At 70.5% G+C, this 26,391-nt stretch carries 26 protein-coding genes and 1 tRNA gene; 11 read left to right on the top strand and 16 right to left on the bottom strand.

All coding sequences use genetic code 11. The features are described 5' to 3' along the window. Window positions 1-11: 11 nt before the first annotated feature. The 4 genes from ACFV0Q_RS04535 (at window position 12) to ACFV0Q_RS04520 (ending at window position 3,138) form a co-directional block, all read left to right on the top strand. On the top strand, window positions 12-737 hold the full coding sequence (locus tag ACFV0Q_RS04535) for a 2OG-Fe(II) oxygenase (RefSeq protein WP_385000351.1): 726 nt from the start codon (window positions 12-14) through the stop codon (window positions 735-737). A gap of 61 nt (window positions 738-798) precedes the next feature. Continuing rightward, the gene (locus ACFV0Q_RS04530) at window positions 799-1,605 is read left to right on the top strand and encodes an aspartyl/asparaginyl beta-hydroxylase domain-containing protein (protein ID WP_385000348.1); all 807 of its coding nucleotides are present in this window, start codon (window positions 799-801) and stop codon (window positions 1,603-1,605) included. A gap of 14 nt (window positions 1,606-1,619) precedes the next feature. Then, entirely contained in the window at window positions 1,620-2,285 is a 666-nt protein-coding gene (locus tag ACFV0Q_RS04525) for an O-methyltransferase (protein ID WP_385000345.1), read from the top strand. Window positions 2,286-2,412: 127 nt separating this feature from the next. After that, window positions 2,413-3,138 (top strand): class I SAM-dependent methyltransferase, encoded by a 726-nt coding sequence (locus ACFV0Q_RS04520; RefSeq protein ID WP_385000342.1) that lies wholly within the window; start codon window positions 2,413-2,415, stop codon window positions 3,136-3,138. Window positions 3,139-3,297: 159 nt separating this feature from the next. Here ACFV0Q_RS04520 and ACFV0Q_RS04515 read toward each other — a convergent pair. From ACFV0Q_RS04515 to galU, 7 genes are all read right to left on the bottom strand, one after another. Further along, window positions 3,298-3,371, bottom strand: a tRNA-Ala gene (locus tag ACFV0Q_RS04515). Window positions 3,372-3,449: 78 nt separating this feature from the next. Continuing rightward, the gene (locus tag ACFV0Q_RS04510; protein WP_385000339.1) at window positions 3,450-4,478 is read right to left on the bottom strand and encodes a hypothetical protein; all 1,029 of its coding nucleotides are present in this window, start codon (window positions 4,476-4,478) and stop codon (window positions 3,450-3,452) included. 155 nt (window positions 4,479-4,633) lie between these two features. Next, a complete protein-coding gene (locus ACFV0Q_RS04505) occupies window positions 4,634-5,251 on the bottom strand; it encodes a GNAT family N-acetyltransferase (RefSeq protein WP_385000336.1) in 618 nt (205 codons plus the stop codon). Between the two features lie 17 nt (window positions 5,252-5,268). Next, complete coding sequence (locus tag ACFV0Q_RS04500; protein WP_385000333.1) at window positions 5,269-5,883, bottom strand: molybdenum cofactor biosynthesis protein B; 615 nt, start codon at window positions 5,881-5,883, stop codon at window positions 5,269-5,271. Continuing rightward, window positions 5,880-6,359: a cyclic pyranopterin monophosphate synthase MoaC gene (gene moaC, locus ACFV0Q_RS04495; protein WP_385000330.1), complete on the bottom strand. Its 480-nt coding sequence runs from the start codon at window positions 6,357-6,359 to the stop codon at window positions 5,880-5,882. The genes ACFV0Q_RS04500 and moaC overlap by 4 nt, the downstream gene beginning before the upstream one ends. A gap of 85 nt (window positions 6,360-6,444) precedes the next feature. Continuing rightward, window positions 6,445-7,785: a gephyrin-like molybdotransferase Glp gene (gene glp / locus ACFV0Q_RS04490; protein ID WP_385000327.1), complete on the bottom strand. Its 1,341-nt coding sequence runs from the start codon at window positions 7,783-7,785 to the stop codon at window positions 6,445-6,447. A 4-nt stretch (window positions 7,786-7,789) separates the two neighbouring features. Continuing rightward, entirely contained in the window at window positions 7,790-8,692 is a 903-nt protein-coding gene (galU, locus tag ACFV0Q_RS04485; RefSeq protein WP_385000323.1) for a UTP--glucose-1-phosphate uridylyltransferase GalU, read from the bottom strand. Between the two features lie 93 nt (window positions 8,693-8,785). On the opposite strand from galU, the gene ACFV0Q_RS04480 reads away from it, so the two are divergent. Next, complete coding sequence (locus ACFV0Q_RS04480; RefSeq protein ID WP_385000320.1) at window positions 8,786-9,406, top strand: 5-formyltetrahydrofolate cyclo-ligase; 621 nt, start codon at window positions 8,786-8,788, stop codon at window positions 9,404-9,406. A gap of 33 nt (window positions 9,407-9,439) precedes the next feature. On the opposite strand, the gene ACFV0Q_RS04475 is transcribed toward ACFV0Q_RS04480, so the two are convergent. Continuing rightward, on the bottom strand, window positions 9,440-12,334 hold the full coding sequence (locus ACFV0Q_RS04475; protein WP_385000317.1) for a penicillin acylase family protein: 2,895 nt from the start codon (window positions 12,332-12,334) through the stop codon (window positions 9,440-9,442). A gap of 288 nt (window positions 12,335-12,622) precedes the next feature. On the opposite strand from ACFV0Q_RS04475, the gene ACFV0Q_RS04470 reads away from it, so the two are divergent. The 6 genes from ACFV0Q_RS04470 (at window position 12,623) to mscL (ending at window position 18,601) form a co-directional block, all read left to right on the top strand. After that, on the top strand, window positions 12,623-14,083 hold the full coding sequence (locus ACFV0Q_RS04470) for a potassium/proton antiporter (protein WP_385000314.1): 1,461 nt from the start codon (window positions 12,623-12,625) through the stop codon (window positions 14,081-14,083). A gap of 457 nt (window positions 14,084-14,540) precedes the next feature. Then, on the top strand, window positions 14,541-15,899 hold the full coding sequence (locus tag ACFV0Q_RS04465; protein ID WP_385000311.1) for an MFS transporter: 1,359 nt from the start codon (window positions 14,541-14,543) through the stop codon (window positions 15,897-15,899). 67 nt (window positions 15,900-15,966) lie between these two features. Further along, on the top strand, window positions 15,967-16,284 hold the full coding sequence (locus ACFV0Q_RS04460; protein WP_385000308.1) for an FmdB family zinc ribbon protein: 318 nt from the start codon (window positions 15,967-15,969) through the stop codon (window positions 16,282-16,284). Window positions 16,285-16,367: 83 nt separating this feature from the next. Continuing rightward, window positions 16,368-17,201: an S-methyl-5'-thioadenosine phosphorylase gene (locus ACFV0Q_RS04455; protein ID WP_385000305.1), complete on the top strand. Its 834-nt coding sequence runs from the start codon at window positions 16,368-16,370 to the stop codon at window positions 17,199-17,201. 197 nt (window positions 17,202-17,398) lie between these two features. After that, the gene (locus ACFV0Q_RS04450) at window positions 17,399-17,980 is read left to right on the top strand and encodes a hypothetical protein (RefSeq protein ID WP_385000303.1); all 582 of its coding nucleotides are present in this window, start codon (window positions 17,399-17,401) and stop codon (window positions 17,978-17,980) included. 120 nt (window positions 17,981-18,100) lie between these two features. Then, the gene (gene mscL, locus ACFV0Q_RS04445; protein ID WP_385000300.1) at window positions 18,101-18,601 is read left to right on the top strand and encodes a large conductance mechanosensitive channel protein MscL; all 501 of its coding nucleotides are present in this window, start codon (window positions 18,101-18,103) and stop codon (window positions 18,599-18,601) included. A gap of 13 nt (window positions 18,602-18,614) precedes the next feature. Here the strand turns inward: mscL and ACFV0Q_RS04440 are convergent, their stop codons facing one another. The 8 genes from ACFV0Q_RS04440 to pflA all read right to left on the bottom strand — a co-directional run bounded on the left by ACFV0Q_RS04440 (window position 18,615) and on the right by pflA (window position 26,320). Next, window positions 18,615-18,845, bottom strand: a complete 231-nt coding sequence (locus ACFV0Q_RS04440; RefSeq protein WP_385000298.1) for a hypothetical protein — start codon at window positions 18,843-18,845, stop codon at window positions 18,615-18,617. Between the two features lie 40 nt (window positions 18,846-18,885). Beyond that, a complete protein-coding gene (locus ACFV0Q_RS04435) occupies window positions 18,886-20,313 on the bottom strand; it encodes a NarK family nitrate/nitrite MFS transporter (RefSeq protein WP_385000295.1) in 1,428 nt (475 codons plus the stop codon). A 2-nt stretch (window positions 20,314-20,315) separates the two neighbouring features. Then, window positions 20,316-20,684 carry a hypothetical protein gene (locus ACFV0Q_RS04430; protein WP_385000292.1) on the bottom strand — a complete coding sequence of 123 codons (369 nt, stop codon included), beginning with the start codon at window positions 20,682-20,684 and terminating at the stop codon, window positions 20,316-20,318. Continuing rightward, the gene (locus tag ACFV0Q_RS04425) at window positions 20,681-21,334 is read right to left on the bottom strand and encodes a ubiquinol-cytochrome c reductase iron-sulfur subunit (protein ID WP_385000289.1); all 654 of its coding nucleotides are present in this window, start codon (window positions 21,332-21,334) and stop codon (window positions 20,681-20,683) included. Before ACFV0Q_RS04425 ends, ACFV0Q_RS04430 begins: the two co-directional genes overlap by 4 nt. After that, the gene (locus tag ACFV0Q_RS04420) at window positions 21,331-21,930 is read right to left on the bottom strand and encodes a 4Fe-4S dicluster domain-containing protein (RefSeq protein ID WP_385000287.1); all 600 of its coding nucleotides are present in this window, start codon (window positions 21,928-21,930) and stop codon (window positions 21,331-21,333) included. Before ACFV0Q_RS04420 ends, ACFV0Q_RS04425 begins: the two co-directional genes overlap by 4 nt. A 6-nt stretch (window positions 21,931-21,936) precedes the next feature. Then, complete coding sequence (locus tag ACFV0Q_RS04415) at window positions 21,937-24,267, bottom strand: molybdopterin oxidoreductase family protein (protein WP_385000285.1); 2,331 nt, start codon at window positions 24,265-24,267, stop codon at window positions 21,937-21,939. Beyond that, complete coding sequence (locus ACFV0Q_RS04410) at window positions 24,264-25,367, bottom strand: MFS transporter (protein WP_385000282.1); 1,104 nt, start codon at window positions 25,365-25,367, stop codon at window positions 24,264-24,266. Before ACFV0Q_RS04410 ends, ACFV0Q_RS04415 begins: the two co-directional genes overlap by 4 nt. A gap of 68 nt (window positions 25,368-25,435) precedes the next feature. Beyond that, entirely contained in the window at window positions 25,436-26,320 is an 885-nt protein-coding gene (gene pflA / locus ACFV0Q_RS04405) for a pyruvate formate-lyase-activating protein (RefSeq protein ID WP_385000279.1), read from the bottom strand. Between the last annotated feature and the right edge of the window lie 71 nt (window positions 26,321-26,391).

Genomic DNA, 26,391 nt, shown 5'->3' with positions numbered 1-26,391 from the left:
CTGAGTAATTCATGAACATCGTCGCCAGTGGCGCACGGTACCGGGTCATCGATGACTTCCTGCCGCCGAACGAGCTCGCGGAGATCCGCTCGCTGATGCGGCGCAGACGATTCGAAGAAGTCGCCAGTGTCATCTATCCGGAGACGGACGGGCACGCCTTCCGCTCCCGTGGAGCCGTGCTCCGACAGGACACCGGGGCGCCGACGGCCGAGTCGCGGGAGCAGGACGCGCAGCCCGCCGCTTTCCAGACGATCCTCAGGGAACTCGGCGCGCATCCGGACATGTTCGGCGCGCCCGGGGAGGACTGGTCGGCGGTCGGCTTCAGCTTCTGGCAGTACCCCGCGGGAAGCCGACTGGGCTGGCACAACGATGTGGCGACCGGCCGGCTGGGCGAGTTCGTCTTCTTCCTTCACGAGGAATGGAACGCGTCCTGGGCCGGCGAACTGGTCATCCTGGACGCCGATCCCGAGGCCGTCGACGTCGACACGACCGGCATGTCCGCGATGGAGGCCGTCGAAGCGAAGGCGAGCCTGGCTTCGCACGCTCTGACGGCCATCGTGCCGAAGCCGAACCGACTGGTCCTCGTCCGGGAAGGCACCATCCACTGCATCAACCGGGTGGACCGGACGGCGGGGACGACCTTGCGGCAGACGATGACCGGCTTCGTCGCCGGCGCCGCTCCCGAGCGCGAACAGCGGTCCATGGACCGGCTGACGTCCTTGCTCGGTTCCGACTAGGCCCTCCTGAGCACTCAATGATCGGCGTGCTGGGTTCTCTCGCTGGAATGGAAACAGGAACATGGAAGAACTGTGGATCACCGAAGGCCCCCGGGAGTTCGAACGGTGGCTCGCACAGGGGAAGGTCGACCCCACGCAGGTCGAGCGCATCAGAGAGGGACTGGAGATCACCGCCGAGGGGCGGATCGGCGAGGCGGGCGGTCCGCAGACGCCGGAGATCTACTTCCCCGGTCTCACGGCCCGACCGTGGTGGAGCCGCGATGGCTTCCCCTGGCTCGACGAGCTGGAGGCCGCCGCTCCGGCGATCCTCCAGGAGCTGCAGGCCCTGGGCGCCAACCTCGACAGCGCCGTATCGCATCCCACGGGGCTGGCCGAGGACGGCAAGTGGCGTGCGCTGTACCTGTCGTGCATCGGCCGGCCGTACGCCAAGAACGTCTCCGCGTTCCCGCACACGCTGAAGACGCTCTCGGCCATTCACGGCGCCACCGACAGCGGCATGACGTACTTCTCGACCATCGTGGGAGGTACGCACATCCGCCCGCACTCCGGCTTCAGCAATGCCCACCTGCGGTGCCACCTCTCCCTGGTGGCGACCGAGGGTTCCCGTATCCGGGTCGCCTCGGAGACGCGCGCCTGGCAGGAGGGCAAGGCGTTCGTCTTCGACGACTCCTATGACCACGAGGTGTGGAACGAGGGCGAGGAGCGCCGGACGGTGCTGCTGTTCGACTTCTGGCACCCGGATCTCACCGCGCCGGAGATCGAGGCCCTCACGCACATGATGGGCGTCTGGCGGCGCATGTACGCACGGCACTTCTGGGCGCACCAGATGGACGCCTCGTCCCCCGGCCCGACTTCCCTCGCCGCTTAGGAGAACGTTCTGTCATGGCTGTTGACACCTGGTCCGAGACCGAAGCCTTTCTCAGTGGCGTGCTGTGTGCGCCCGACCCCGACCTCGCCCGCGCGCTGGACCTCAGCGAGCAGGCGGACCTGCCGGTCATCAACGTTTCCGCGCTTCAGGGCAAGCAGATCAGCCTGCTGGCACGGATAGCCGGCGCCCGGCGGATCCTCGAAGTGGGCAGCCTCGGCGGCTACAGCGCCCTGTGGCTGGCCAAGACGCTGCCTCCGGGCGGCCGCATGGTGACCATCGAGAACAATCCGGTGCACGCCATGGTCGCCGCGGACAACCTCAAGGCGGCCGGGCTCGACGACCGGGTCGAGGTCCGGGTGGGCAATGCCGCCGAACAGCTGGCACAGCTCGCGGAGGAGAAGGCCGAGCCCTTCGACTTCTTCTTCATCGACGCCGACCAGCACAACAACGTGACCTACTTCGAGAGCTGCCTGCGACTGGGCCGCTCCGGCAGCGTCATCGTCTTCGACAACGTCGTGAGGTCCGGCGAAGTCCGGAACCTGGAGACGTCGAACGGCGCCGTCCGCGCCACCCAGCGGGTGCTCGAGCTGGTCAGCAGCTCTGACCGGGTCGATGGAGTGGTCTTCCAGACGGTGGGCCACCGAGGGCACGACGGCATGCTCGTCATCCGGATGAGCTGACAGACGGCACGGGGCCTCCGGGTGCCTCCCGACCGGTTCGTCGGGAGGCGCCCCGTGGGCCCGCGATGACGGGGACACCAATGAGTCATGCCGATCGCAGGGCGTGACCGATGAGGAGGAAATTGCAGTGACCCGTGATATCCGCACGGTGGACGACGTCCTGCACATGTTGGATCGGCTGTTCACCGCGGAGACGGACCGCTGGACGGACGGATCCTGCGATTGGTGGGACGAGTTCTACGCCAACCGTTCCCGGGACATCCCGTTCTTCGTCGACAAGCCGGACGAGAACCTGGCCTCGTACCTGGAACGCGGCCTCATCACACCCGGCCGGGCCCTGGACCTGGGCTGCGGGCCCGGGCGCAACGCCGTCTTCCTCGCCGCGCAGGGCTACGAGGTGGACGCGGTCGACCTTTCCCGTACCGCGGTGGCCTGGGGCCAGGAGCGGGCCCGCGAAGCCGGCGTGGACGTGCGCTTCCACTGCGGTGACATCTTCACCGTCGATCTGCCGCCCGGCCGCTACGACCTGATCTACGACTCCGGCTGCCTGCACCACCTGCCGCCGCACCGCCGTGTCAGCTACCTGGCTCTGCTGGAACGGGCGCTCGCCGCCGGCGGCCACTTCGCGCTCGCGTGCTTCGCCTCGGGAGCGACGGGTTCGAAACTGCCCGACGAGGAGTTCTACCGCACGCGCAGCCTGGACGGCGGACTGGCCTACACCCTCGATGACCTGCGCGGCCTCTTCGCCGCCTTCACCGAGATCGAACTGCGTGCCATGAGAAGGCAGTCACGCGACTCCCCGCTCTTCGGTGTGTCGCTCCTGAACACCGGACTCTTCCAGCGCCCGCTGTGACGACGCCCCGGAAACCCCTCAGGGGCCCGATCCGCTCTCGCGGATCAGGCCCCTGACCTGGCCTCGAACACACCCCACAAACGCCGAGATCCCGCCCAGCCTTCCGGCTGAACGGGATCTCGTGACGATTCCTGAGAGCTACTCAAGAACTGTCGTCTGTGGACCTGTGGGGATTTGAACCCCAGACCCCCTCGATGCGAACGAGGTGCGCTACCAGACTGCGCCACAGGCCCTTGCGACGTGTGAAACATTAGCATCCCCGCGCGGGTGCTCCAAAACGGGTTGTCGGGAGCGTACGCGCAGGTCACCGATCACTCGTTCGCGGCGCGGGGGCGGTCCTCGCCCTCGTACTGGTCGAAGAGCGGGGTGCGGCCGCGCCCCTGGCCGCGGGGCCGGGGGGTGGACGGGGTCTTCGCGTCCGGGCCCGGTGCGGGCTTGGGGAGGGCCGGCTGGGCGCGCAGGCGGGGGTCGGTCGGCTCGGCGGTGCTGGAGCGGGTCGCGCTCCAGCCGTCCGGGGCCGCCGGGCCGGTGGCGCGGGGGGCGACCGGGGCCGTCACGTACGTGGGCAGCGGGACCGGTACGGGCTCCCAGCTGTCGCCGCGCGCCGGTCCGCGCTCCCGCTCGCGCTGCTGGTCCACCCACTCGGCGTGGTCCGTCTGCTCGACGAGCGCGCGCCGCCCGGCCTCCTGGGGGGAGACCGGGGGTGCGGGGTCCGGGTCGGCGCCGGCCGCGGCGTCGGGTTCGGGTTCGCGGCGGCGGGTGCGGTTCTCGCGCAGCTGGCGGGCGGCCGCCTCGGCGCGGCGCCGGTCCATCGTGAACTCGTAGCGCCGCCGCTCCTGGACCCGCAGGTGCACGATGTACGTGCTCAGCAGCAGCGCGGGCACGGCGGGCGCCCACAGGTACTGCAGGCCGCCGACCGCCGCGACGATCGCCCCGCCGCTGAACGCGAGGAAGAGCAGCGCGGTGGTGCGGCGGCGGCGCGCGAGGACCTGGAGGCGCTGCTGCCGGCGGGCCCGCTCGGCCTCGCTCGCTCTCGGCTCGGCCCTGGTCGGGGGCACGCCGAGGGCCCGGGCGTCGGCGTCCACGGAATTCACCGTTTCCGTCGCCGCTTCCGGGTCCGCGTGGGGCTGGGGCTCCGCCTGTTCTTCACCGCGCTCACGGAGCCCCTTGGCGTAACGGCGCTCCATTCCCGCCCGGCCGGAAAGAAGCCGGATGGCGGTGGAGAAGCGTTCCGTCGGACGGGCTTCGTTCAGCTCGTCCTGCCTCCGGAGCCACATGGGCACCAAGTAGGCGGCCCAGGCCCCGACAATGACTGCGTAGATGAGGCCGCTGCTGCTCACACCTCACACCGTAGAGGGGCGCGGGCGAGGGGATCAGCCAATTGAGCCGGTGTGTCGCACGATCCGGCTGATATCACGGACTTTTTTTGTGATTCTTCGGATCAGGTTATGGGCGAATCGGCCAGAAATTCGAACGCTTTTGCGATTACCTGATTTCAGGCAGCCGAGGAGGGCGGGCTGTGCGGTTTCCGGGTCCGGTGCCAGCGGCGCACCAGGCCCTCCGGAACCTCCTCCACCGTGAGCGCGAAGACCAGGTGGTCCCGCCACGCCCCGTCGATGTGCAGGTAGCGCGGCCGCATCCCCTCCTCGCGGAAGCCCAGCTTCTCCACGACCCGCCGGCTCGGCACGTTCTCCGGCCTGATGCACACCTCGATGCGGTGCAGCCCGACCTTCCCGAAGCAGTGGTCGACGGCGAGCGCGACCGCCGTCGGCATGACCCCGCGGCCCGCCACGTCCCGGTCCACCCAGTAGCCCACATGGGCGGCGCACATCGAGCCCCAGGTGATCCCGGCGACGGTCAGCTGACCGACCAGCCGGCCCTGGTACTCGATGACGAAGGGCAGCATCCGGCCGGCGTTCGCCTCCGCCCGCAGGTGGCGGACCATCTGCCGGTACGTCGGCCGGTGGATGACCGGCCCCCACGGCGCGGGCGGCGGGATCGTCGCCTCCCAGGGGCGCAGCCAGTCGCGGTTGCGCCGGTTGACCTCGCGCCAGGCCCGCTGGTCGCGCAGCTTTATCGGCCGGAGGGTGACGTCGCCGTCCGCGAGCACCACCGGCCAGGACGGGCCGTTCAGCTCGGGCTCCCGGGGGCGGACTCGGGTCTGGGGTGGTCGCCGCCCCGGATCTGGTCGACGGCGTGCGGCAGGATCCGGGCCAGGACCGCGAGGCCGTCGCGGACCCCGCCGGTCGAGCCGGGCAGGTTGACGATCAGGGTCCGGCCCGCCACGCCCGCCAGGCCCCGCGAAAGGGCGGCGGTCGGCACCTTGTCCAGGGCCTCGGCGCGGATGGCCTGCGGGATCCCCGGGATCTCGTAGTCCAGTACGCGGGCGGTGGCGTCCGGGGTCCGGTCGGTCGGGGAGATGCCCGTGCCGCCGGTGGTCAGGATGACGTCGTACCCGGCGGCGACGCCGTCGCGCAGCGCCCGTTCCACGGGGTCTCCGTCCGGGACGACGCGGGGGCCGTCCACGGTGAAGCCGAGCCGCTCCAGGGCCTCGGCCAGCAGCGGGCCGCCCTTGTCCGCGTACACGCCCTGCGAGGCGCGGTTCGAGGCGGTGACGACCAGGCCGCGGGGCGTGGGGGCCGGGGCGGCGGGACCGGCCGCCTGCGATACCTCGCCGACGGAGTCACCCGCCTGGCCGGCGCCGTGGCTGTGGCTGTGGACCTCGCCGCCGCGCGGGGCGTTCATTCCCGGGTCCAGTCGCCGGACTTGCCGCCGGTCTTCTCCTCCACCCGGACGTCGGTGATGACCGCGCCCTTGTCGACGGCCTTCACCATGTCGATCACGGTGAGCCCGGCGACGGCGACGGCGGTCAGCGCCTCCATCTCGACGCCCGTGCGGTCGGTGGTCTTGACGGTGGCGAGAATCTCCACGGCGTCATCGGTGACCGACAAGTCGACTTTTACGCCGGACACGGCCAGCGGATGGCAGAGCGGGATCAGGTCCGGGGTCCTCTTGGCGCCCATGATCCCGGCGATCCGCGCGGTGGCGAGGGCGTCGCCCTTGGGCACGCCCTCGCCGCGCAGCAGCTCGATGACCCGGGGCGACACGAGGACGCGTCCGCTGGCCCGCGCCGTCCGGGTGGTCACGTCCTTCGCCGAGACGTCGACCATCCGGGCCGCGCCGGCCTCGTCGATGTGCGTCAGCCTGCTCTGCGTACTCATATCTCCGTGCCGCTCCCGCTCCGGGCCCCTGGAGCCGTGGCATGGGGCCTGTGTGGTGCAACACGCTACCCGCCCCGGCGGGTACTCAGCCGAGCAGGATCACTTCCAGCTCGGTCCCGGGCTCCACCGAAGTGACGTCCTCCGGTACGACGATCAGCGAGTCGGCGTGCGCGAGCGCGGCGATCAGGTGCGAGCCCGATCCGCCGACCGGGGTGACCGTTCCGCTCTCGGCGTCGTACGTGCCGCGCAGGAACTGGCGGCGGGCGGCCGGCGAGCCGATCGGCCGGTCCGCCTTGAGCTCGGCGCGCACGCTCGGCCGGCTGACCTCGGACTCCGGCAGGCCCATCAGCGCCCGGATCGCGGGACGCACGAACAGCTCGAAGGAGACGTAGGAGGAGACGGGGTTGCCGGGGAGGGCCAGCAGCGGGGTGTGGTCGGGGCCGACCGTGCCGAAGCCCTGCGGCTTGCCCGGCTGCATCGCGAGCTTGCGGAAGTCGACATTTCCGGCCTCGACGGCCTCGTCGCCGGCCGAGACGGAGGTCAGCGCCTCCTTGACCACGTCGTACGCGCCGACGCTGACCCCGCCGGTGGTGACCAGGAGGTCGGCGCGGATCAGCTGGTCCTCGATGACGGCGCGCAGGGTCTCGGCGTCGTCGGCGACCGCGCCGACCCGGTAGGCGATGGCTCCGGCGTCCCGGGCGGCGGCGGCGAGCGCGAAGCTGTTGGAGTCGTAGATGGTCCCGGCGGTCAGCGCCTCACCCGGCTGGACCAGCTCGCTGCCGGTGGACAGGACGACGACCCGGGGGCGCGGCCGGACCCGGACCGTGCCGCGGCCGATGGCGGCCAGCAGGGCGATCTGCGGCGGGCCGAGGACGGTTCCGGCGGCCAGCGCCAGGTCTCCGGCCTGTACGTCGCTTCCGCGCGAGCGCACGTGCGCCCGGGCCTCGGCGGGGCGGTGCACCCGTACCTCGCCGCCCGCGCCCTCGGGCGCGGCGCTGGCCGGGGTCATCCCGGAGGCGGCGCCGCCGCCCGTGCCGCCGTCGGTCCACTCGACGGGGACGACGGCCTCGGCGCCGGGCGGCAGCGGGGCTCCGGTCATGATGCGGGCGGCCTGGCCGGGGCCGACGGTGGGCAGCTCACCGCTGCCCGCCGCGACGTCGCCGATGACGGCGAGCACCGCGGGGAACTCCTCGCTCGCACCCTGGACGTCGGCCACGCGGACGGCGTACCCGTCCATGGAGCTGTTGTCGAAGGGCGGGAGGGCGACGGGCACGGTGACGTCCTCGACCAGGACGCAGCCCTGGGCGTCGAGCAGCTGGAGCTCGATGGGTTCCAGCGGCCGGACGGCGGCGAGGACGTCCGCGAGGTGCTCGTCCACCGACCACAGGCGGTGCGGTCCGGTGTCCTGCGGTGCGGAACTGCTCAAGGTCCTACATCTCCTCCGTGACGTAACGGTGAAGCCAGGTGCGGAACTCCGGGCCCAGGTCCTCACGTTCGCACGCGAGTCGGACGATGGCCCGCAGGTAGTCCCCGCGGTCCCCGGTGTCGTAGCGGCGGCCGCGGAAGACCACGCCGTGCACCGGGCCGCCCACGCTCTCGTCGGCGGCCAGCTTCTGCAGGGCGTCGGTGAGCTGGATCTCCCCGCCGCGGCCCGGCTCGGTCTCCCGCAGTATGCCGAAGATCGCGGGGTTGAGGACATACCGTCCGATGACCGCGTAATTGCTGGGGGCCTCGGACGCCTCCGGCTTCTCGACGAGTCCGGTGACGCGGACGATGCCGTCCTCGTCGGTCGGCTCGACGGCGGCGCAGCCGTAGAGGTGCACGCTGGACGGGTCGACCTCCATCAGCGCGATGACGGTGCCGCCGGTGCGGGCGTGGACGTCGACCATCTGGCGCAGCAGCGGGTCGCGCGGGTCGATGAGGTCGTCGCCGAGGAGGACGGCGAAGGGCTCGGTGCCGACGTGCGGCTCGGCACAGAGCACGGCGTGGCCGAGGCCCCGCGGGTCGCCCTGGCGGACGTAGTGCATGGTGGCCAGGTCGCTGGACTCCTGGACCTTCTTCAGGCGGTCGTCGTCGCCCTTGGCGATCAGCGCCGACTCCAGCTCGTAGTTCCGGTCGAAATGGTCTTCGAGGGGCCGCTTGTTACGTCCTGTGATCATGAGAACGTCGTCCAGGCCGGCCGATACGGCTTCCTCGACCACGTACTGGATGGCCGGTTTGTCCACGACCGGGAGCATTTCCTTGGGGGTCGCCTTGGTCGCCGGGAGGAACCGAGTGCCGAGGCCCGCGGCCGGGATGACGGCCTTCTTGATCACGGGGTGCGACTGAGTCATGGGCAGAACGATAGTGGGTCGCGCCGAACGCCCGCCCAGATTCCGGTAATTATGTCCGGATATGCACCGATGGGAAAGGTATATGAGTCTGCTGTGAAGGACCATCCGTCCGGGAAATCACCCTTCCCGCCCGAAAAGTTCACCCTGCGTCGGGAGCTCCTCGCCGCCCGTCGCGCCCTGTCACCCGAGTCCCGCACGGCGGCGGCCCGCGCCCTTTCCCGCTCCGCGCTGGCCCTGCCCGAGCTGGCCGGCGCGCGCACGGTGGCCGCGTACGTCTCCGTCGGCGCGGAACCCGGCACCCGCGAACTGCTCGACGCGCTGCGGGCCGCCGGCAAGCGGGTGCTGCTGCCCCTGCTGCTGCCCGACAACGACCTCGACTGGGCGGCGTATGAAGGCCCCGGCAGCCTCGCCGAGACCGCGCACCCCGGGAAGATGCGGCTGCTGGAACCCGCCGGGCCGCCGCTCGGCCCGGACGCGGTCACCGGCGCCGACGCCGTCCTGCTGCCCGGGCTGGCGGTGGACCGGCGCGGCATGCGGCTCGGCCGCGGCGGGGGCTCGTACGACCGGGTGCTGGCCCGGCTGGAGCGCGCCGGGGCGCATCCCGCGCTGGTGGTGCTCCTCTACGACGAAGAGGTGGTCGCGCGGGTCCCGGAGGAACCGCACGACCACCCCGTCCAGGCGGTCGCCACCCCGTCGGGGGTGGTGCGCTTCTGAGCTTCGGCGCGCCTTTCGGCGCCGGCTGCCGCGCTAGGGCTTCAGCGTCAGGGTGTCGACCGTCGACTTGTCGACAGCGTCCTTGCCGAAGGGCCAGTCCAGCAGTTCACCCTTGGCCCACATCGTCGTCTGGTCCGTGTACGTGGAGTCGTACGCGTGGCCCGAGGCGCCGGTCAGGTTGATCCAGCGGGACTTGTCCAGGTCGTTGAGGTTGACGACCATCCGCATCGACGGCACCCAGGTGACCCCGTACCCGCTGGAGGCGTTCCAGCCGGTCGCGTTGACGGTGGCCTCGCCGCCGCCCAGGTTCCACGGGCCGCGGTTGAGGGCCCACCGCATGAAGGCGGGGCCTTCGGTGCCGATCGTCTGGTTCTTCAGGTTCAGCTGGTGCAGCCGGCCCCAGCTCCAGGTCGACTGGTCCTTGCCGAGCTTGGCCGTCAGCTCCCAGCGGGCGTCGTGCATCGCCCGGGCGAAGAGCTGGTCACGGGTGGTCGTCGCCGGCTTGGTGAGGGTCTTGGGTGAGGACCACCACGGCGACTTCTCGTCCTTGACCAGACGGCGGACCACCTCGAACCAGCGGTCACCGCCGTCCGGCTGCGCCGTGTCGGGGCCGCGGGTACCGCACTCGCGGACCGTCTTGGCGAGGTCGTCGTCGGGGCCGCCGCTCTCCTGCACGTTCATGCAGCTGCCCTCGATGCGCAGTTCCTTGGGCATCTTGTCGCCGAAGGACAGCTTGAGGATGTTGCGCCAGACCGCGTTGAAGTACGCGGCCGCCGCCGAGTCGTTCTCCTGGGTGTAGTTCCAGCCCTCCAGCAGCTTCTGCGCCGAGCGCACGTCCGGGTCCGAGACCTGGATCTTGGCCAGCATCGGGGTCAGCAGCGCGGCGATCTCGCTGCTGTTGTCCATCTGCATGGTGCGCATGTCGTCGGTCGAGATCTTGCCGCTGTCCTTGATCTTCGCCTCGATGAGGTCGTTGATCCGCTGGCTGCGGGCGCCGTAGCCCCAGTCCGTGGTCAGCACGTACGGGTACTTGCCGGCGCCGGTCTCGGTGACGGCCTGGTTGGCGGTGACGACGTAGCCGCGGGCCGGGTTGAGCTCCCAGGGCATCTCGTTCTGCGGGACGTATCCCGCGTTGCCGTCCTTGCCGCCCTTCCAGGCGAACTTCGGGTCCCAGCCGGGGGCCGGCATGCGGCCGTCGCCCTGGTTGCGGATCGGGATGCGGCCCGGGGCCTGGTAGCCGATGTTGCCGTTGGGGCCCTTGTTGTCGGCGTAGATCAGGTTCTGGGACGGGACCTCGAAATCGGCCGCGGCCGCCCGGAAGCTGTTGAAGTCCTTGGCGCGGTTGATCTTGAAGACCGCGTCCATCGACTTGCCGGGGTCCAGGGCGGTCCAGCGCAGGGCGACGGCGTAGCCGTTGCCGCGGTCGGGGGCGGAGCTGGGGACGGGGGCGCGTACGCCCACGGTCTCCAGTTCGTCGCTGCGGTCGGAGATCAGCGGTCCGTTGTTGGTGGTGCGGACGGTGATCTTCTTGCTCTTGCCGCCCGCGACCTTGATGACCTCTTCACGGGTGGTGAAGGGGAGCACCTTGTTGTCGTAGACGTAGCCCTCGGGCTTGACCTGCTCCAGGTAGAGGTCGGTCACGTCGGCGCCGAGGTTGGTCATGCCCCAGGCGATGTCGGCGTTGTGGCCGATGACCACGCCGGGCATGCCCGAGAAGCTGTAACCGGCCACGTCGTACTGGCACTGGGGCGAGGCGGCGCGGCAGTGCAGGCCCATCTGGTACCAGACCGACGGCAGCTGCGGGGCGAGGTGCGGGTCGTTCGCGAGGAGCGGCTTGCCGGTCGTCGTGTACTTGCCGGCGATGACCCAGGAGTTCGAGCCGATGCCGCTGCCGTTGGGGCCGAGGATGGCCGGGATCTCGTCCAGGGTCTTGGCGAGGGAGGTGAGCTGCGTGCGCAGGCCCACCGTCGCGCCCTGGGCGGTGGCGTTGCCGGCGAGGCCGGTGCTGCCGCCGTTGGGGGTGGCCTGCGAGCCGGTGCCGGTGCCCGTGCCCGCGCTGGATCCCGTACCCGTACCCGAGCCGGTTCCGGCGCCCGTGCCCGTGCCCGTACCGGTACCCGTACCCGTGCCGGATCCGGTGCCGGCCGAGCCCGCGCCCGGGGTGCCCTGGGGGGCGTACTTGCCGCCCGCGACCGTGCCGCCCTCGACGATCGGCTTGTTCCGGTCGAAGGGGTACGGCGGGTAGAGCTCGTCGATCTGGGCCTGCGAGAGCGTGTTCGCCATCAGCGAGCGGTCGATCTCGTCCTGCATGTTGCCGCGCAGGTCCCAGGCCATGGCCTTGAGCCAGGCCACCGAGTCCACCGGCGTCCACTGCTCCGGCTGGTAGTCGCCGGTCAGCTTCAGAGCGGCGTGCTCGACGGAGAGGTCCTTGCCGGACTTCCCCTTCAGGTACGCGTTGACCCCGTCGGCGTAGGCCTGGAGGTACTTCTTCGTCTCCGGCGAGAGCTTGGTCTCGTACTCGGCCTGCGCGACCTGGCGCCAGCCCAGCGTGCGCAGGAAGGCGTCGGTCTCCACCTGGCCGGAACCGAACATCTCGGAGAGCCGGCCGGAGGTCATGTGACGGCGTACGTCCATCTCCCAGAACCGGTCCTGCGCGTGCACGAAGCCCTGCGCGCGGAAGAGGTCCTCGTCGTTGTCGGCGTAGAGCTGGGGAATCCCGTGCTCGTCGCGCTTCACGTCGACGGTTCCGGTCAGGCCGGGGACCTTGAGGGAGCCGGTGGTCTGCGGGAAGGAGGCGCGCACGGTGTCCACGCTCCAGTACGCGCCGTAGCCGATGACCGCCAAGAGCGCCAGGACCATGACGAGCACGAGCAGGCGTGCGCGTCGTCCCTTCTTCTTGACGGAAGGTCCGGATTCATTGGCGGGCATCGCTGTCCTTAGAGGGGCAGGGTGGTCCTGGGAGTGCTGGGAGCAACCATAGGCGCAGGACCGTCTCCGTTGATCCGCCAGGGGTCGAGGTCATGAGGACAGGGCCGAACAGGCGTTTCACAATGTGACTATCGCGTCAAGGAATCGTCAAAGATTAGGTAAGGTAACGAAATAACTGCCGGACGCGCCTCCGGAAGGAACGATCCGCCGTTCCGTCAGGCGCGCTGAGGAAAGGGCCGCCCGCTGACTGTCCACACGCTCAACGAGCTTCTGCTGGTCTGTTCGCTCGTGCTGCTCGTCGCGGTCGCGGCGGTGCGCATCTCCTCGCGCAGCGGACTCCCCAGCCTGCTCATCTACCTCGGCATAGGCATCGCGATAGGCCAGGACGGCATCGGCAACGTCGTATTCGACAATGCCGAGCTGACGCAGGTCATCGGTTATGCCGCGCTCGTCGTGATCCTCGCCGAGGGCGGTCTGGGCACCAAGTGGAAAGAGATCAAGCCGGCGCTGCCGGCCGCGATCGTGCTGTCGCTGGTCGGCGTGGCAGTGAGCGTGGGCGTGACGGCGGCGGGCGCGCACTACCTGGTCGGACTGGAATGGCGCCAGGCGCTGCTGATCGGCGCGGTCGTCTCCTCGACCGACGCGGCGGCCGTCTTCTCGGTCCTGCGCAAGGTCCCGCTCCCCTCGCGGGTGACGGGTGTGCTGGAGGCCGAGTCCGGCTTCAACGACGCTCCCGTCGTCATCCTGGTCGTGGCCTTCGCGACGGTCGGCCCGGTCGACGACTGGTACGTGCTCCTCGGCAAGATCGCGCTCGAGCTCGCCATCGGCGTCGCGATAGGCCTGACGGTCGGCTTCCTGGGGGCGTACGGGCTGCGGCACGTGGCACTGCCCGCCTCGGGTCTGTACCCGATCGCGGTGATGGCGATAGCCGTGGCGGCGTACGCCGCCGGCGCCATGGCGCACGGATCCGGCTTCCTCGCGGTGTACCTGGCGGCGATGGTCCTCGGGAACGCGAAGCTGCCGCACTGGCCCGCCACCCGCGGTTTCGCGGACGGGCTCGGCTGGATCGCACAGATCGGCATGTTCGTGCTGCTGGGCCTGCTGGTCACCCCGCACGAGCTGGTGCACGACTTCTGGCCCGCCGTGATCATCGGACTGGTGCTGACGATGGTGGCGCGGCCCCTGGAGGTGTTCGTCAGCCTCCTGCCCTTCCGGATCCCCTGGCAGGAGCAGGCCCTGATGTCGTGGGCGGGCCTGCGCGGCGCGGTCCCCATCATCCTGGCGACCATCCCGATGGTGACCGGGATCGAGGGCAGCGACCGGGTCTTCAACATCGTCTTCGTGCTCGTCGTCGTCTATACGCTGGTGCAGGGCCCGACGCTGCCGTGGCTGGCCCGCAAGCTGAACCTGGGCGACACGGACGAGACCGCCGCCGACCTCGGGATCGAGTCGGCGCCGCTGGAGAAGCTGCGCGGGCACCTGCTGTCCTTCTCGATACCGCCCGCCTCGCGCATGCACGGCGTGGAGGTCAGCGAGCTGCGGCTGCCGGCGGGGGCGTCGGTGACCCTGGTGGTCCGGGACGCGAAGAGCTTCGTACCGGCGCCGTCGACGGTGCTACGCCGCGGGGACGAACTGCTGGTGGTGGCCACCGATCCGGTGCGCGACGCCGCGGAGGCCCGGCTGCGGGCGGTGGCGCGCGGCGGCAAGCTGGCGGGATGGCTGGGCACGGACGGCGCCGCGTCGCTGTGACGGGTCTCCGCCAATGTGGCGGGTCGCCGACCGTCGCCGCCGGTTGCGGAGGGTGACAAAGGGGCGGCTGAGATGGGCGTTTCGATTTAGAGCAACGTTCTAATTCGGCCAATTTCAGTGGCGTGTGACCTTCTTTGCGCCCATTTCGGGGGAGCCGGAATGCGAAGCTCCAGTTAATCGCAGGTGAAGACATGTCTTGTCACCGTAATCACAGGGCGTGGTAGTGGATTCCCCTGTACGATGAAGGCACACCAGATCGAACCAACTCTGCCTGACGCAGAGCTGGCGCGACCGCAAAGCGGCCGTGGCACCCTCCCGCAGTGGGCGCCCAGGTATCACTCGGTTCTGCGCAAGAGGACAGCTCTCGGGGCTCCCACATGTACGGGTGCGGTCGCTCACAAGGCGGCGCACCGTCCGCAGACGGGGACGCTCTACCAGGCAGCGGAAAGGCCAGGCCGTGACATCCGCGGTCACGACCGACAAGTCCGCCACGTCCACCACCCGGCCCGGGTACGGGCAGCTCCTGCGCACGCCCGGCGCCCTCGGCTTCGTCCTCCCGGGCTTCGCCGCCCGTCTGCCGTTCGGCATGCTGACCATCAGCATCCTGCTGCTCGTCCAGCACGCCACCGGCTCCTACGGCGCCGCCGGCATCGTCGCCGCCGTCACCGGCGTCTCCATGGCCCTCTCCGCCCCGGTCATGGGCAAGTTCACCGACCGCCGCGGCCAGAGCGCCGTCCTCGTACCGGTCGTCCTCGTCCACGCCGCCGCGGTCTCCGCTCTGACCGCGCTGGCGCTCCTCGGTGCCCCGCTGTGGGCGCTCGCGCTGGCCGCCGTCCCGGCCGGCGCATCCGTTCCGCAGGTCGGGCCCATGGTCCGGTCCCGCTGGGCGGCCAAGCTGGAGGGCTCCCCGCTGCTGCCGACCGCGGCCGCGTTCGAGTCCGTCACCGACGAGTTCACCTTCGTCATCGGCCCCGTGCTCGCCACCGCCCTGTGCACCGGCATCCACCCGGCGGCCGGTCTGGCCACCGAGGCGGCCCTGACCCTGCTCGGCGGCCTCTTCTTCGCCGCACAGCGCTCCACCGAGCCGAAGGCGGCCCCGGTCCTGGCCGGCGGCGAGAAGCACGCCTCCGCGCTGTCCTTCCCGGGCCTGCGCGTCCTGATCGTGGCGTTCATCGGCATCGGCGCCGTCTTCGGCGGCATGCAGGTATCGCTCGCCGCCTTCTCCAACGAGATCGGCAACCCGGGTGCCAACGGCCTGCTCTACGGCGTCTTCGCGGCCGGCAACATGACCGCGGGCATCGCCATGGGCGCCATCGCCTGGAAGATCGGCCCCCGCCGCCGCCTGATCACGGGCTACGTCGGCCTCACCGCCGCCGCGTCCGTCCTGTGGGCCGCCCACTCGGTGATCCTGCTGGGCGCGCTCGGCCTGGTCGTCGGCCTGTGCATCGCCCCCGCGCTGATCACCGGCTACACGATGATCGAGCAGCTGATCCCCGCCGCTTCGCGCACCGAGGCCTTCACCTGGCTGACCGGCGCGGTCGCCTTCGGGCAGGCCGGCGCCGTGACGCTGGCCGGCCGGCTGACCGACGCGCACGGGTCCTCGTACGGCTTCCTGGTGCCCCTGGCGGCCACGGCGCTCGCCCTGGTCACCCTGCTGGCCCTGCGGTCGAAGCTGGCCCCGCCGGCGTCGAGCCGGATCGTGAACGCGTCCGCCCCCGCGGCCGCTGCGGCGCCCACCCCGGCCCCCGCTTCGGCCACCCGAAACCGGGTGAACGAGCGTGGCATCGGTCACCGCCAGCCTGTGACGGTGGACTGATCCGCCGGAATACGTCACCATGGAGCGTCGTTAGCACTCATTGAGTCAGAGTGCCAGGAGGAAATTCGTGCCGACCTACCAGTACCAGTGCACCGAGTGCGGTGAGGGCCTTGAGGCCGTGCAGAAGTTCACCGATGACGCACTGACCGTGTGCCCGAACTGCGACGGACGCCTGAAGAAGGTGTTCTCCGCCGTCGGCATCGTCTTCAAGGGATCCGGTTTCTACCGGAACGACAGCCGTGGCGCTTCGTCGAGCAGCACCCCTGCCTCGAAGCCGTCGTCGTCCTCGACGTCGACCGCCGCCGCGCCTGCCGCCGCGTCCTCCTCGACGTCGTCGTCCGGCACGGGCAGCAGCGCGGGCTCCAGCTCGACGTCCGCCGCCTGACCCGTACGCTTTCCTTTTTCCGTAAGGCCCCGCACGCCCTCCTGGGCGGCGGGGCCTTACGCGTACCCGGTTAGGGTGGCGCCATGGCGAACGCAGAGATCGGTGTCATCGGCGGCTCGGGCTTCTACTCCTTCCTGGAGGACGTCTCCGAAGTCCAGGTGGGGACCCCGTACGGACCCCCGAGCGACTCCCTGTACATGGGCGAGCTGGCCGGGCGCCAGGTCGCCTTCCTGCCGCGGCACGGGCGCAGCCACACCGTGCCGCCGCACAAGATCAATTACCGGGCGAACCTGTGGGCGCTGCGCTCGGTCGGTGTCCGCCAGGTGCTGGGCCCGTGCGCGGTGGGCGGCCTGCGGACCGAGTACGGGCCGGGCACGCTGCTGGTCCCGGACCAGCTGGTCGACCGTACGAAGTCCCGTGCGCAGACCTATTTCGACGGGGAGCCGCTGCCGGACGGCACCGTTCCGAACGTCGTGCACACCACCTTCGCCGACCCGTACTGCCCCGTCGGGCGCACGGTGGCGCTCGAGGCGGCGCGGGGGCGCGACTGGGAACCGGTGGACGGCGGCACGATGGTCGTCATCGAGGGACCGCGCTTCTCCACGCGGGCGGAGTCGCGCTGGCACGCGGCGGCGGGCTGGTCGGTGGTCGGCATGACCGGGCACCCGGAGGCGGTCCTCGCTCGCGAGCTGGGGCTCTGCTACACCTCGATGGCCCTGGTCACCGACCTGGACGCGGGTGCCGAGACGGGTGAGGGCGTCTCCCACACGGAGGTGCTGAAGGTGTTCGGCGAGAACGTCGGCCGGCTCCGCGAGGTCCTCTTCGACGCGGTCGCGGCCCTTCCGCCCACCGAATCGCGCGCTTGCCTGTGCACCCACGCCCACGACGGCTGGGACCTCGGCATCGAGCTGCCGTAACCGGGGCGGGGCCGGGCGGGGCGGGCTCTGCGTGGCCCGCAGGCACACCGAGGGGTCCCTCGTGTGGGTGACGGCGTTGTCCACAACCTGGGGATCGTCCACAGGTTCGAGCACGATCCGGCGGGGCGGCGGATGGTGAAGGATGTCCGGGCGCTGGGTCCGGACTCCGGAACTCGACCAGTTCGGCGGTGCCCACCATGTCCAGGACCTCCTCCTGCTCCCCCTGTTCGCCTTCCTCTCCCGCTTCTTCGCCGGCTTCTTCGCCGGCTTCTTCGCCCGCGTCCTCCTCCGCTTCCTCCTCTACGTGTCCTCCCGCGCACACCGTCCCGTCGTTCCCCCCGCTGCGCGTGGGCGGGCGGGCCGGGGAGCGGATGCGCCGTGCGGTGCGCCGCCGGAGGCGGGCCACCGCGGCCGGGCTGGCCGTGGTGGCGGCCGCCCTGGCGGTGGGCGGGACGGAGGCCCGCGCCTCCCGGGTCGCGGCCCCGCCCGTGGTGAAGCCGCCGCCGGCGGTGGTGCGCCTGGTGTCGGCCCCTGTACGCATCGCGGACGCGGCCACGGTGCGGCTGCTGCGCCCGGGGGACCGGGTGGACGTGGTCGCGGCGGAACGCACCGGGCCGCCCCGAGTGGTCGCGGAGGGCGCCCGGGTCGCCGAAGTGCCCGAGCCGGAGAAGGGTGTTGGGGACGGCGGGGCACTGGTGGTGCTGTCCGTTCCCCGGGACACCGCGCGGGCCCTCGTGGGGGCGGGTGCGGCGGCACGACTGGCGGTGACGTTGTGCTGATTCGCACGTACGCCCAGTCAAATCACCTTGAGGTTGGCCTCGATTGGACACGCCGGGCCCGGACTGCCGTAGTTTTCGGAACCGTTGGCTCCGTAAATGGCAGTTCCGAAGAAAGGCTCAGTGGTGAGCAAGAAGAACGAGAGCGTCCTGGCGGGCTTCAAGGCCTTCCTGATGCGCGGCAACGTGGTCGACCTGGCGGTGGCCGTGGTCATCGGCGCCGCGTTCACGAACATCGTGAACTCGATCGTGAAGGGGATCATCAGCCCGCTCGTGGGCGCCATCGGCACCAAAAGCCTGGATGTCTACACCTCGTGCCTGAAGGATCCCTGTGGCATCGACGCGAAGGGCGAGCCGACCGGCGTCAACATCCTCTGGGGGTCGGTCCTCAACGCCACGCTGACCTTCCTGATCACCGCGGCGGTCGTCTACTTCCTGATGGTCCTGCCGATGGCGAAGTACCTCGCCAAGCAGGAGGCGCGCCGCAAGGCCAAGGAGGGCGTGCAGGAGACCATGGAGATCACCGAGCTGGAGGTCCTCAAGGAGATCCGCGACACCCTGGTGGCGCAGCGGGGCTCGAACGGCGGCAACGGCGGGGCTCCGGGGTCGCGCGACGTGTTCTAGCCGGTCCGGCGGATCAGATGTGGTGCGGGGGCTTCTCGTCGAGGAAGCGGGCCAGGTCGGCCGTGCTTCCGCCGGCGGGCGGCCGCTCGCCCCAGCCCCGGTCGGTGTCGTCCGAGGACTGCCGGTCCAGCGGGTCGTCGAAGACCAGCTTCGGCCTCGGCTTGGGCTTGGGCTTGGGTTCGGACTTGGGCTCCGGCTTCGCGACGGGTTCGGGCTGCGGGTCGGGGGCGGCGGAGGTGCTCATGCCTCCAGGGTACGGCCGCCCCCACCGCCGCCCGTCCCGCTCAGCTGGGGGCTTCGGCGCCCTTGCGCGCGTAGAACCACCAGCACACCGCGAGGCAGGTCGCGTAGAAGCCGATGAAGATCCACAGCGCGTTGGTGACGGCCATGGCCGCGAACATCGCGGGGATGAAGAAGAAGCCGTAGGCGGCGATGGCGGAGGAGAAGCCGGTGACGGCGCCCGCCTCCATCTCCGACTGCTTCAGCGCGGCCGCCTGCGCCTCGGGGCCCTGGCCCTCGGCCTGGCGCATGTGTTGGTCCCGGAAGATCACGGGGATCTGGCGGAAGGTCGAGCCGTTGCCCAGTCCGGAGAAGGCGAAGGCCGCCAGGAAGCCGATGAAGAAGGCCCAGAAGCTGCCCTGGTCGCTGCCCGACGGCAGCGCGAAGATCACGACCACCAGGGCCGCCGCCATGCCGACGAAGGACAGCATGGTCACCCTGGCGCCGCCCATCTTGTCGGAGAGCCAGCCGCCCGCCCAGCGCATGAGGGCGCCGACGAAGGGGCCGATCCAGGCGTAGGTGGTGGCCTGGTATCCCTGCGACTCGAAGTTGTTCTTGATCAGGAGGGGCAAGCCGGCGGCGAACCCGATGAAGGACCCGAAGGTGCCGACGTAGAGCCAGGTCATCAGCCAGTTGTGCTTGCGCTTGAAGATGATTTTCTGCTGGCTGAAGGGGGCGGATGCCACCTTGAGGTCGTTCATCAGAAACCAGGCGAGCAGCGCCATGATGACCAGCAGCGGCACCCAGAGGAAGGCGCCGTTCTGGAGCCAGATGTCCGTGTTCTTCTTCGCGTCGTGCTGCGGGCCGCCCGCGGGGGCGCCGAGAACGGCGGCGGTGACCACCAGCGGAGCGACCAGCTGGACCACGCTCACGCCCAGGTTGCCGAGGCCGCCGTTGAGGCCGTTGGCGCTGCCCTTCTCCCGCTTGGGGAAGAAGAAGCCGATGTTGGCCATGGAGGAGGCGAAGTTCGCGCCGCCGATCCCGCAGACGGCCGCGATGAGCACCAGCTCCCAGTAGGGCGTGCTGTTGTCCTGGAGCGCGAAGCCCAGCCACAGCATGGGGCCGACCAGGATGATCGTGCTGAAGGCGGTGAACTTCCGCTCGCCGAAGATAGGGCCGATGAAGGTGTACAGGATCCGGAAGGTGCCGCCGGTGATGCCGGGGATGGCGGTCAGCCAGAACAGCTGCGACTTGGAGAAGGCGAAGCCGACGTCGTTGAGCTTGACCACGGTGACCGACCAGACCTGCCAGACCACGAAGCCGAGCATCAGCGCCGGGATGGAGACCCAGAGGTTGCGCTGGGCGACCCGGTGGCCGGTGGACTGCCAGAAGCCGTCGTCCTCGGGGCGCCAGTCCCCGATGGTGGCGCCGGGCTTGTAGGTCTCGGCGCGGTGCGAGCGCACCGTGGAGCCGCTGTTGGTGCGTATGGACATGGTCATCGGTCCTTCGGGTCGAGGAGCCACAGGCCGATCACGACGAGGAAGGACAGGATCAGGAATCCCGCCCCCCACCAGGCCGTGGCGGTGTTGCCCTTCATCCACTCGTTGACGGTCACGGTCAGCGCCCAGAGCTGTCCGATCACGACGGTGAGGGCCAGGGCCAGCCGGGCGTTGAGTTTCGAGGAGCGTTCCGGCTCCTGTTCGGTGCCGGCCCCCGGGCCGGGGCCGGTGTGCCGGATCCGGGGGTCTCCGTAGCCGCTGGTGGAGCGGATCTGCGGATACCGCTCGCGCACCGGCCGGTTCAGCCGGGGTTCGGCGCTCCCCGGGTGGTAGTCGGGGCGGGGAGGCAGCTGGGATCCGCTCATGTCCGCCTGCTTTCGGTGGTGCGGGCGGCTCCGGGGCAGCCCAGTTGCCGGGAGGCCGCGGGGTGGGAGTCGCCGAACTCCCGGCACAGGGCGTCCTTGAGCGGCTCTCCCGACCGGGCGGTGGCGGTGGCCCAGACGCTGCCGTCGGCCAGCTCGGTCAGGAAGATCCTGGGGAGCGGGCGGGGCGGGGGCCCCGCCGCCACCTCGCCGGTGCGGACGTTGAAGACGCCCTCGTGGCAGGGGCAGTACAACTCCCCGTCGGGGCCGCGGTCCTCGCGCCACAGCACGCCGCAGGCCAGGTGGGTGCAGACGGCCGAGTAGCCGACGAGGCCGCCGTCGGCGAGCCGGACCGCGAGGGCCCGGTCCTCGTCCCCGGGGAACCGGAAGGCGATGGACTGGCCCGGCGCGAGCCGGTCGGTGACCTTCTTGGCCTCGGGCAGCGTCTCGCTGTCGCCGTGCCGGTGCAGGATGCCGGCGGCCACGCCGACTCCGCCGATGGCCAGGCCGCCGGAGACGGTGGCGATGATCCGCAGGTAGTCGCGGCGGGTGGTGAGGGAGTCGGCGCTGATCCGGTCACGCAGCTGGTCCGCGGCGGCGTCTGCGCCGGGATCCTGTCCCGGCGCGGGAGCGGGCTGTTCGGTGACGCTCATCGGACGTCCACTCCGTTCACCTCGACGATGGGCAGGCCGCCGGGCACGGGCCACTGGACCTTGTCGGCCGGGACGACCATCGCCACTCCGGTGCTGACCATCACGTCGCCGAAGGCGAAGGAGTCGGCGACCTGCACGCCGGGACGCTCGGCCTGGAGTTCTTCGAGGGTTCCGTAGAAGAGGGCCCCGGTTGGGCAGACGGTGGCGCACATGGGGGCCAGGCCGTAGGCGGTGCGGTCGTAGCAGAGGTTGCACTTCATCTGGAGCTTCGCCTGGAGGTCGATCTTCGGGACGCCGAAGGGGCAGGCGTTGACGCAGTTGGCGCAGCCGATGCAGCGGGTGGTGTCGGCCTGCTGGACCACCCCGTCGGCGGTCACCAGGATCGCGTCGGCGGGGCAGACCTCGGCGCAGGGAGCGACCGGGTCCTCACAGTGCATGCAGACGGTCGGCATGGAGGCGACGGACCGGCCGGGGTCGGTGTAGTCCAGGTGGATCATCGACTTGCCTCGGTGCGAGTCGCATTCGCGGCAGGCGGAGACGCAGGCCTGGCAGCCGATGCACCGGCCGGGGTCGATGAAGATCGTGCGGCCCATCATGGCGCGTCAGCTCCTCTCCGCCGTGCCACGGCCTTGCGGGGACGTGGGGGGCAGGGGGTCGGTGCGGGAGACCTGGGTCTCCGGATAGGCCTGCCGGCCGGGCGCCACGGGCGGGGCGGGTACCTCGTCGACCTGCGGGGCGGCCTCGATCCGGGCGGCGCAGACCTTGAACTCGGGGATCTTCGATCGCGGGTCGAGGGCGTCGATGGTCAGAGCGTTCGCGGCGGTCGGGAAGGGCCAGTGGTACGGGATGAAGACGGTGTCGGGCCGGATGGCCTCGGTGACCAGGGCCGGGAACACCTCGCTGCCGCGGCGGGTGACGACCCGTACGGGGTCGCCGTCGCGGAACCCGTGCGAGGGGTGGACCTCCACCCAGGGGCGTGGGGTCTGCTCGACGAGGGCGCCCAGGCGGCGCGTCTGGTTCCCGGAGAGGAAGTGCGCGACGGTGCGGCCGGTGGTCAGGGAGAGCGGGTACTCCTCGGTGTACGGGTCCATCGGCGCGTGCCACTCGACGACCTGGAGGTGGATCTTCCCGTCGGGGTGGTAGGTCTTCCCGCCCTCGAACAGCCGGGGGGTGCCCGGGTGGTCGGTGGAGGGGCAGGGCCACATGATGCCGCCGGTCTCCTCCAGGCGCTCGTACGTGATCCCGTAGTAGTCGTTGACGGTGCCGGCGGAGGCGATCCGCAGTTCCTCGAACACCTCCCGGGATCCGGGGAAGTCGAATTTGTCTCCGGCGCCGAGGCGGCGGGCGAGTTCGCACATCACCCACGTGTCGGTGCGGACCCCGGCGGGCGGTTCTTGCGCCTTGTTGTGCTTGACGACGCGCGCCTCGGTGTTGGCCATGACGCCCTCGTCCTCGGCCCAGACCGTGACGGGGAAGACCACGTGCGCGTTGGTGGCGGTTTCGGAGAGGAAGAAGTCGAACTGGGCGTGGAATTCGAGCGCGTCGTACCCCTCCTTGACCACCTTGTAGTTGGGCAGGGAGACGAAGGGGTTGTTGCAGATGCCAATGAGGCCGCGGATCTCCTGGCGCTGCATCTGCCAGACCATCTCCATCATGGAGGTGCCGGCGGGCGGGAGTTCGGACTCCTCGATGCCCCAGATGCCGCAGATCTGGCGGCGGTGTTCCTCGTTCGTGATGGACCGGCCGCCGGGCAGCAGGTCGGACTTCTGACCGTGTTCGCGGCCGCCCTGGCCGTTGCCCTGACCGGTGATGGTGCCGTAGCCGGCTCCGGGCTTGCCGAGGTTTCCGGTGGCCACGCACAGGTTGATGATCGAGAGGCAGTTCTCGACGCCCTGCGAGTGGTGCTCGACGCCGCGGGCGTGGAAGGCCATGGCCCGGCCGGCGCGGCCGAACATGCGGGCCACCTGGACGATCTGCTCCTCGGGGACTCCGCAGATCTCGGCGGCCCGGGCGGGCGGGTAGTCCTGGACGCTCTGGCGGACCTCTTCCCAGCCGGTGGTGTGCGCGGCGAGGTAGCCCTCGTCGGTGAGGCCTTCGGCGACGACCACGTGGAGGACGGCGTTGAAGAAGGCCGAGTCGGTGCCGGGTTTGAGGGCGACGTGTACGTCGGCGGTGCGGGCGACGGCGGTCTCGCGCGGGTCGATCACGATGAGGGAGGCGCCTCGGTCGCGGGCGCCCCAGAGGTACTGGGTCATGACCGGGAAGCATTCGCCGACGTTCGACCCGGCGATCAGCAGGCAGTCGGTGAGGAGGATGTCGGAGAAGGGGTTGGCGGCCCGGTCGATGCCGAAGGCCAGTTTGTTGGCGCCGGCGGCGCTGACCATGCACAGCCGCCCGTTGTAGTCGACGTGCCGGGTCTTCAGGGCGACCCGGGCGAACTTGCCGACGAGGTAGGTCTTCTCGGAGTACAGGCTGGCGCCGCCGAGCAGGCCGAAGGCGTCGTTGCCGTGGGCTTCCTGGATGCGGCGGACCTCGGAGACGGTGAAGTCGAGGGCCTCGTCCCAGGAGACCTCCTTGAACTCCTCGCCGCGCGATCGGCGCATCAGCGGGGCCGTCAGCCGGTCGGGGTGGTTGACCTGCTGGTAGGCGTTGATGCCCTTGGGGCACAGGCGCATCCGGTTGATGTCGTGGTTGCGGGGTTCGACACCGAAGACCTTGCCGCCTTTGTCGACACGCAGGTACATGCCGCACTGCACGCCGCAGAAGCAGCAGTGAGTGGGGACGAGGGTCTCGCCGTTCTGGTCGGCGTGCCACTGGTCGGCGGGGATGCCGCCGGCGTCGCGGAAGTTGCGGGTGCCGGGCGGGGCGATGGCCGGGTCGAGGGGCAGAGTCCGGGGCAGGGGCGCCGGCTTGGCCGGGTCCGTGGCGGTCACTTGAAGCCCTTCTTGACGTGGGTCAGGTAGGCATTGCCGCGCAGGACCCGCTTGCAGCGCGGGCAGTACTCGGCCCAGGCGTCGAAGCCGAGGTCGAGGTCGAGGTCCTTCATCGTGCCGCGCAGGTTCTCGACGTAGGGGGCGGTGTCGATGGGTTCGCCGCAGCGCTTGCAGGCGAAGATCTGGTCGTCCTGGCGGGCGGTGTACTTGAAGAGCTGCATGCCGACGGCGGCCGGGCGCTGGACGATGTGGAAGAACTTCCCGAAGGGGATGTAGACCAGCGTGAACACCACGGACACCATGTGCAGGATCGCGAGGAACTCGTATCCGCCGCCGTGCAGGAAGATCGAGGAGAAGGTCAGCAGCAGCCCCGTCACCGAGATCACGATGAGGCAGATCAGCGGGAGCATGTCGTAGGCGAAGCGCTGGCCGGTGATGGCCCCGCGGTCCTTCATCCGGCGCCACAGGAAGTAGCAGGCTCCGGGGATGACGAGGACGGCGGCGATGTCCAGGCCGTGGAACATCAGCCAGCCGACGATGTTGAGGGAGTCGAAGCCGATGATTTTGAAGCCCCAGATCCGCATCTCGTAGCCGGGTCCCGAGCCGCTGTCGGAGGTGAAGGTGAACCAGCCCCAGGTGAGGGGGAAGGTGATCGCGGCGGCCAGCAGGCAGCCCCAGAAGATGAGCTGGTGGGCGGCCCAGCGGGCGCGGGAGCGGGCGCCGAGGAACTTCTGGAATCCGAGGTAGGTGGCGATCATCTTCGGGACGGCGGTGGGTGCCTTCTTGAAGTTCGCCGCGGAGAAGAAGCTGCCGAACCCCTTCTTGAAGAGGCGACGGGCCCCGGGCGCGGAGACCCACACCGTGTAGCGGTAGGCCACACCGAAGGCCAGGAAGACCGTGGCGACGGCGTACGGCAGCAGGGCCGAGTCGAAGTCCCGCAGCAGGCGGCTGCCCAGCACGATCGCCGCGATGAGCAGGAGCGAGACGAGGGTGCCGGCCAGGGTGGCCCGTGCGGTGACGGACCGCCGGGCCGGCGGCGTGGTCCCGGGGGCCCCGGGTGGTGGTGGGGCTGCGGCGAGGACTTCTGTGGGCTCGGACACAGCACCACGCTAGGTGGTCTGTACCGTTTCAGCCCGTTATATGAACCTTACGATTACTCCGAACGGGATCAGACGGCCTTCAGTCCGTGGGCGGCGAAGACCGACTTGGCCTCGGCGACCTGACCGGCGGTCGGCGACGGGGTGTCGTGCAGGGTGAAGGGCATGTCCAGGGCCTGCCACTTGCTCTCGCCCAGCGTGTGGAAGGGCAGTACGTCGACCCGCGAGACGTTGCCGAGGGTGGCCGCGAAGGAGGCGACGCCCTCGACGTTCTCGCGCGCGTCGGTGAGCCCGGGTACCAGCACGAACCGCAGGTGCACCTCCTTGCCCTGGTCCGCGAGGCGGCGGGCGAAGTCCAGGGTGGGCTCCAGCGGCCGGCCGGTGACCTTCTTGTACGTCTCGCGGTCCCAGGACTTGATGTCGAGCAGGACCAGGTCGACGTCGCGGAGCAGGGCGTCGGTGGCCCGGGCGCCGAGGAAGCCGGAGGTGTCGAGGGCGGTGTGCAGGCCGAGGTCGTTCTTCATCCGGTGCAGCAGCTCCCCCGCGAAGACGGGCTGGAGCAGCGGTTCGCCGCCGGAGATGGTGGCGCCGCCGCCCGAGGCGGAGATGAACCGCGTGTACTTGCGGGCCTCGGCGATGACGGCGTCGGCGGAGGTGCGCTTGCCGTTGCGCATCCGCATGGTGTCGGGGTTGTGGCAGTACAGGCAGGTCAGCGGACATCCGGAGAGGAAGGTCACGAAGCGGGTGCCGGGGCCGTCGACGCCGGTGGAGAGGTCCCAGGAGTGCACCGAGCCCTCGCTCGGCCGCCGGGTCGCGGCGGCGGCCGGGGTCTGGCCGGCTCTGGCGCTCGTACGGGAGTCGCCGGTGCTGGTGTCGGTGCCCGCGCCGGGGCCGGGGCCGGTGGCGACGGCGTTGGCCTGGCCGACGGGGATGCTCGTACCGAAGAGGACGGTCATGGCAGGTGCTCCAGAGGTGATCTGGTGTCCGTGGGATGCGCGCGGCCCCGGGGCCGGGTGAGGGCCCGGCC

Origin of the sequence: Streptomyces sp. NPDC059564, assembly GCF_042735575.1 — a bacterium.
GTDB lineage: Bacteria > Actinomycetota > Actinomycetes > Streptomycetales > Streptomycetaceae > Streptomyces.
This window is presented reverse-complemented; position numbering and strand designations above follow the sequence as displayed.

Coding starts and splice junctions, on each gene's coding strand:
- galU (WP_385000323.1), bottom strand. CDS start 8,692: ATGACTCAGTCGCACCCCGTGATCAAGAAGGCCGTCATCCCGGCCGCG.
- ACFV0Q_RS04455 (WP_385000305.1), top strand. CDS start 16,368: ATGGCGAACGCAGAGATCGGTGTCATCGGCGGCTCGGGCTTCTACTCC.
- ACFV0Q_RS04450 (WP_385000303.1), top strand. CDS start 17,399: ATGTCCAGGACCTCCTCCTGCTCCCCCTGTTCGCCTTCCTCTCCCGCT.
- ACFV0Q_RS04525 (WP_385000345.1), top strand. CDS start 1,620: ATGGCTGTTGACACCTGGTCCGAGACCGAAGCCTTTCTCAGTGGCGTG.
- ACFV0Q_RS04425 (WP_385000289.1), bottom strand. CDS start 21,334: ATGAGCGTCACCGAACAGCCCGCTCCCGCGCCGGGACAGGATCCCGGC.
- ACFV0Q_RS04430 (WP_385000292.1), bottom strand. CDS start 20,684: ATGAGCGGATCCCAGCTGCCTCCCCGCCCCGACTACCACCCGGGGAGC.
- ACFV0Q_RS04420 (WP_385000287.1), bottom strand. CDS start 21,930: ATGATGGGCCGCACGATCTTCATCGACCCCGGCCGGTGCATCGGCTGC.
- ACFV0Q_RS04440 (WP_385000298.1), bottom strand. CDS start 18,845: ATGAGCACCTCCGCCGCCCCCGACCCGCAGCCCGAACCCGTCGCGAAG.
- ACFV0Q_RS04435 (WP_385000295.1), bottom strand. CDS start 20,313: ATGTCCATACGCACCAACAGCGGCTCCACGGTGCGCTCGCACCGCGCC.
- ACFV0Q_RS04530 (WP_385000348.1), top strand. CDS start 799: ATGGAAGAACTGTGGATCACCGAAGGCCCCCGGGAGTTCGAACGGTGG.
- ACFV0Q_RS04535 (WP_385000351.1), top strand. CDS start 12: ATGAACATCGTCGCCAGTGGCGCACGGTACCGGGTCATCGATGACTTC.
- moaC (WP_385000330.1), bottom strand. CDS start 6,359: ATGAGTACGCAGAGCAGGCTGACGCACATCGACGAGGCCGGCGCGGCC.
- pflA (WP_385000279.1), bottom strand. CDS start 26,320: ATGACCGTCCTCTTCGGTACGAGCATCCCCGTCGGCCAGGCCAACGCC.
- ACFV0Q_RS04500 (WP_385000333.1), bottom strand. CDS start 5,883: ATGAACGCCCCGCGCGGCGGCGAGGTCCACAGCCACAGCCACGGCGCC.
- ACFV0Q_RS04475 (WP_385000317.1), bottom strand. CDS start 12,334: ATGCCCGCCAATGAATCCGGACCTTCCGTCAAGAAGAAGGGACGACGC.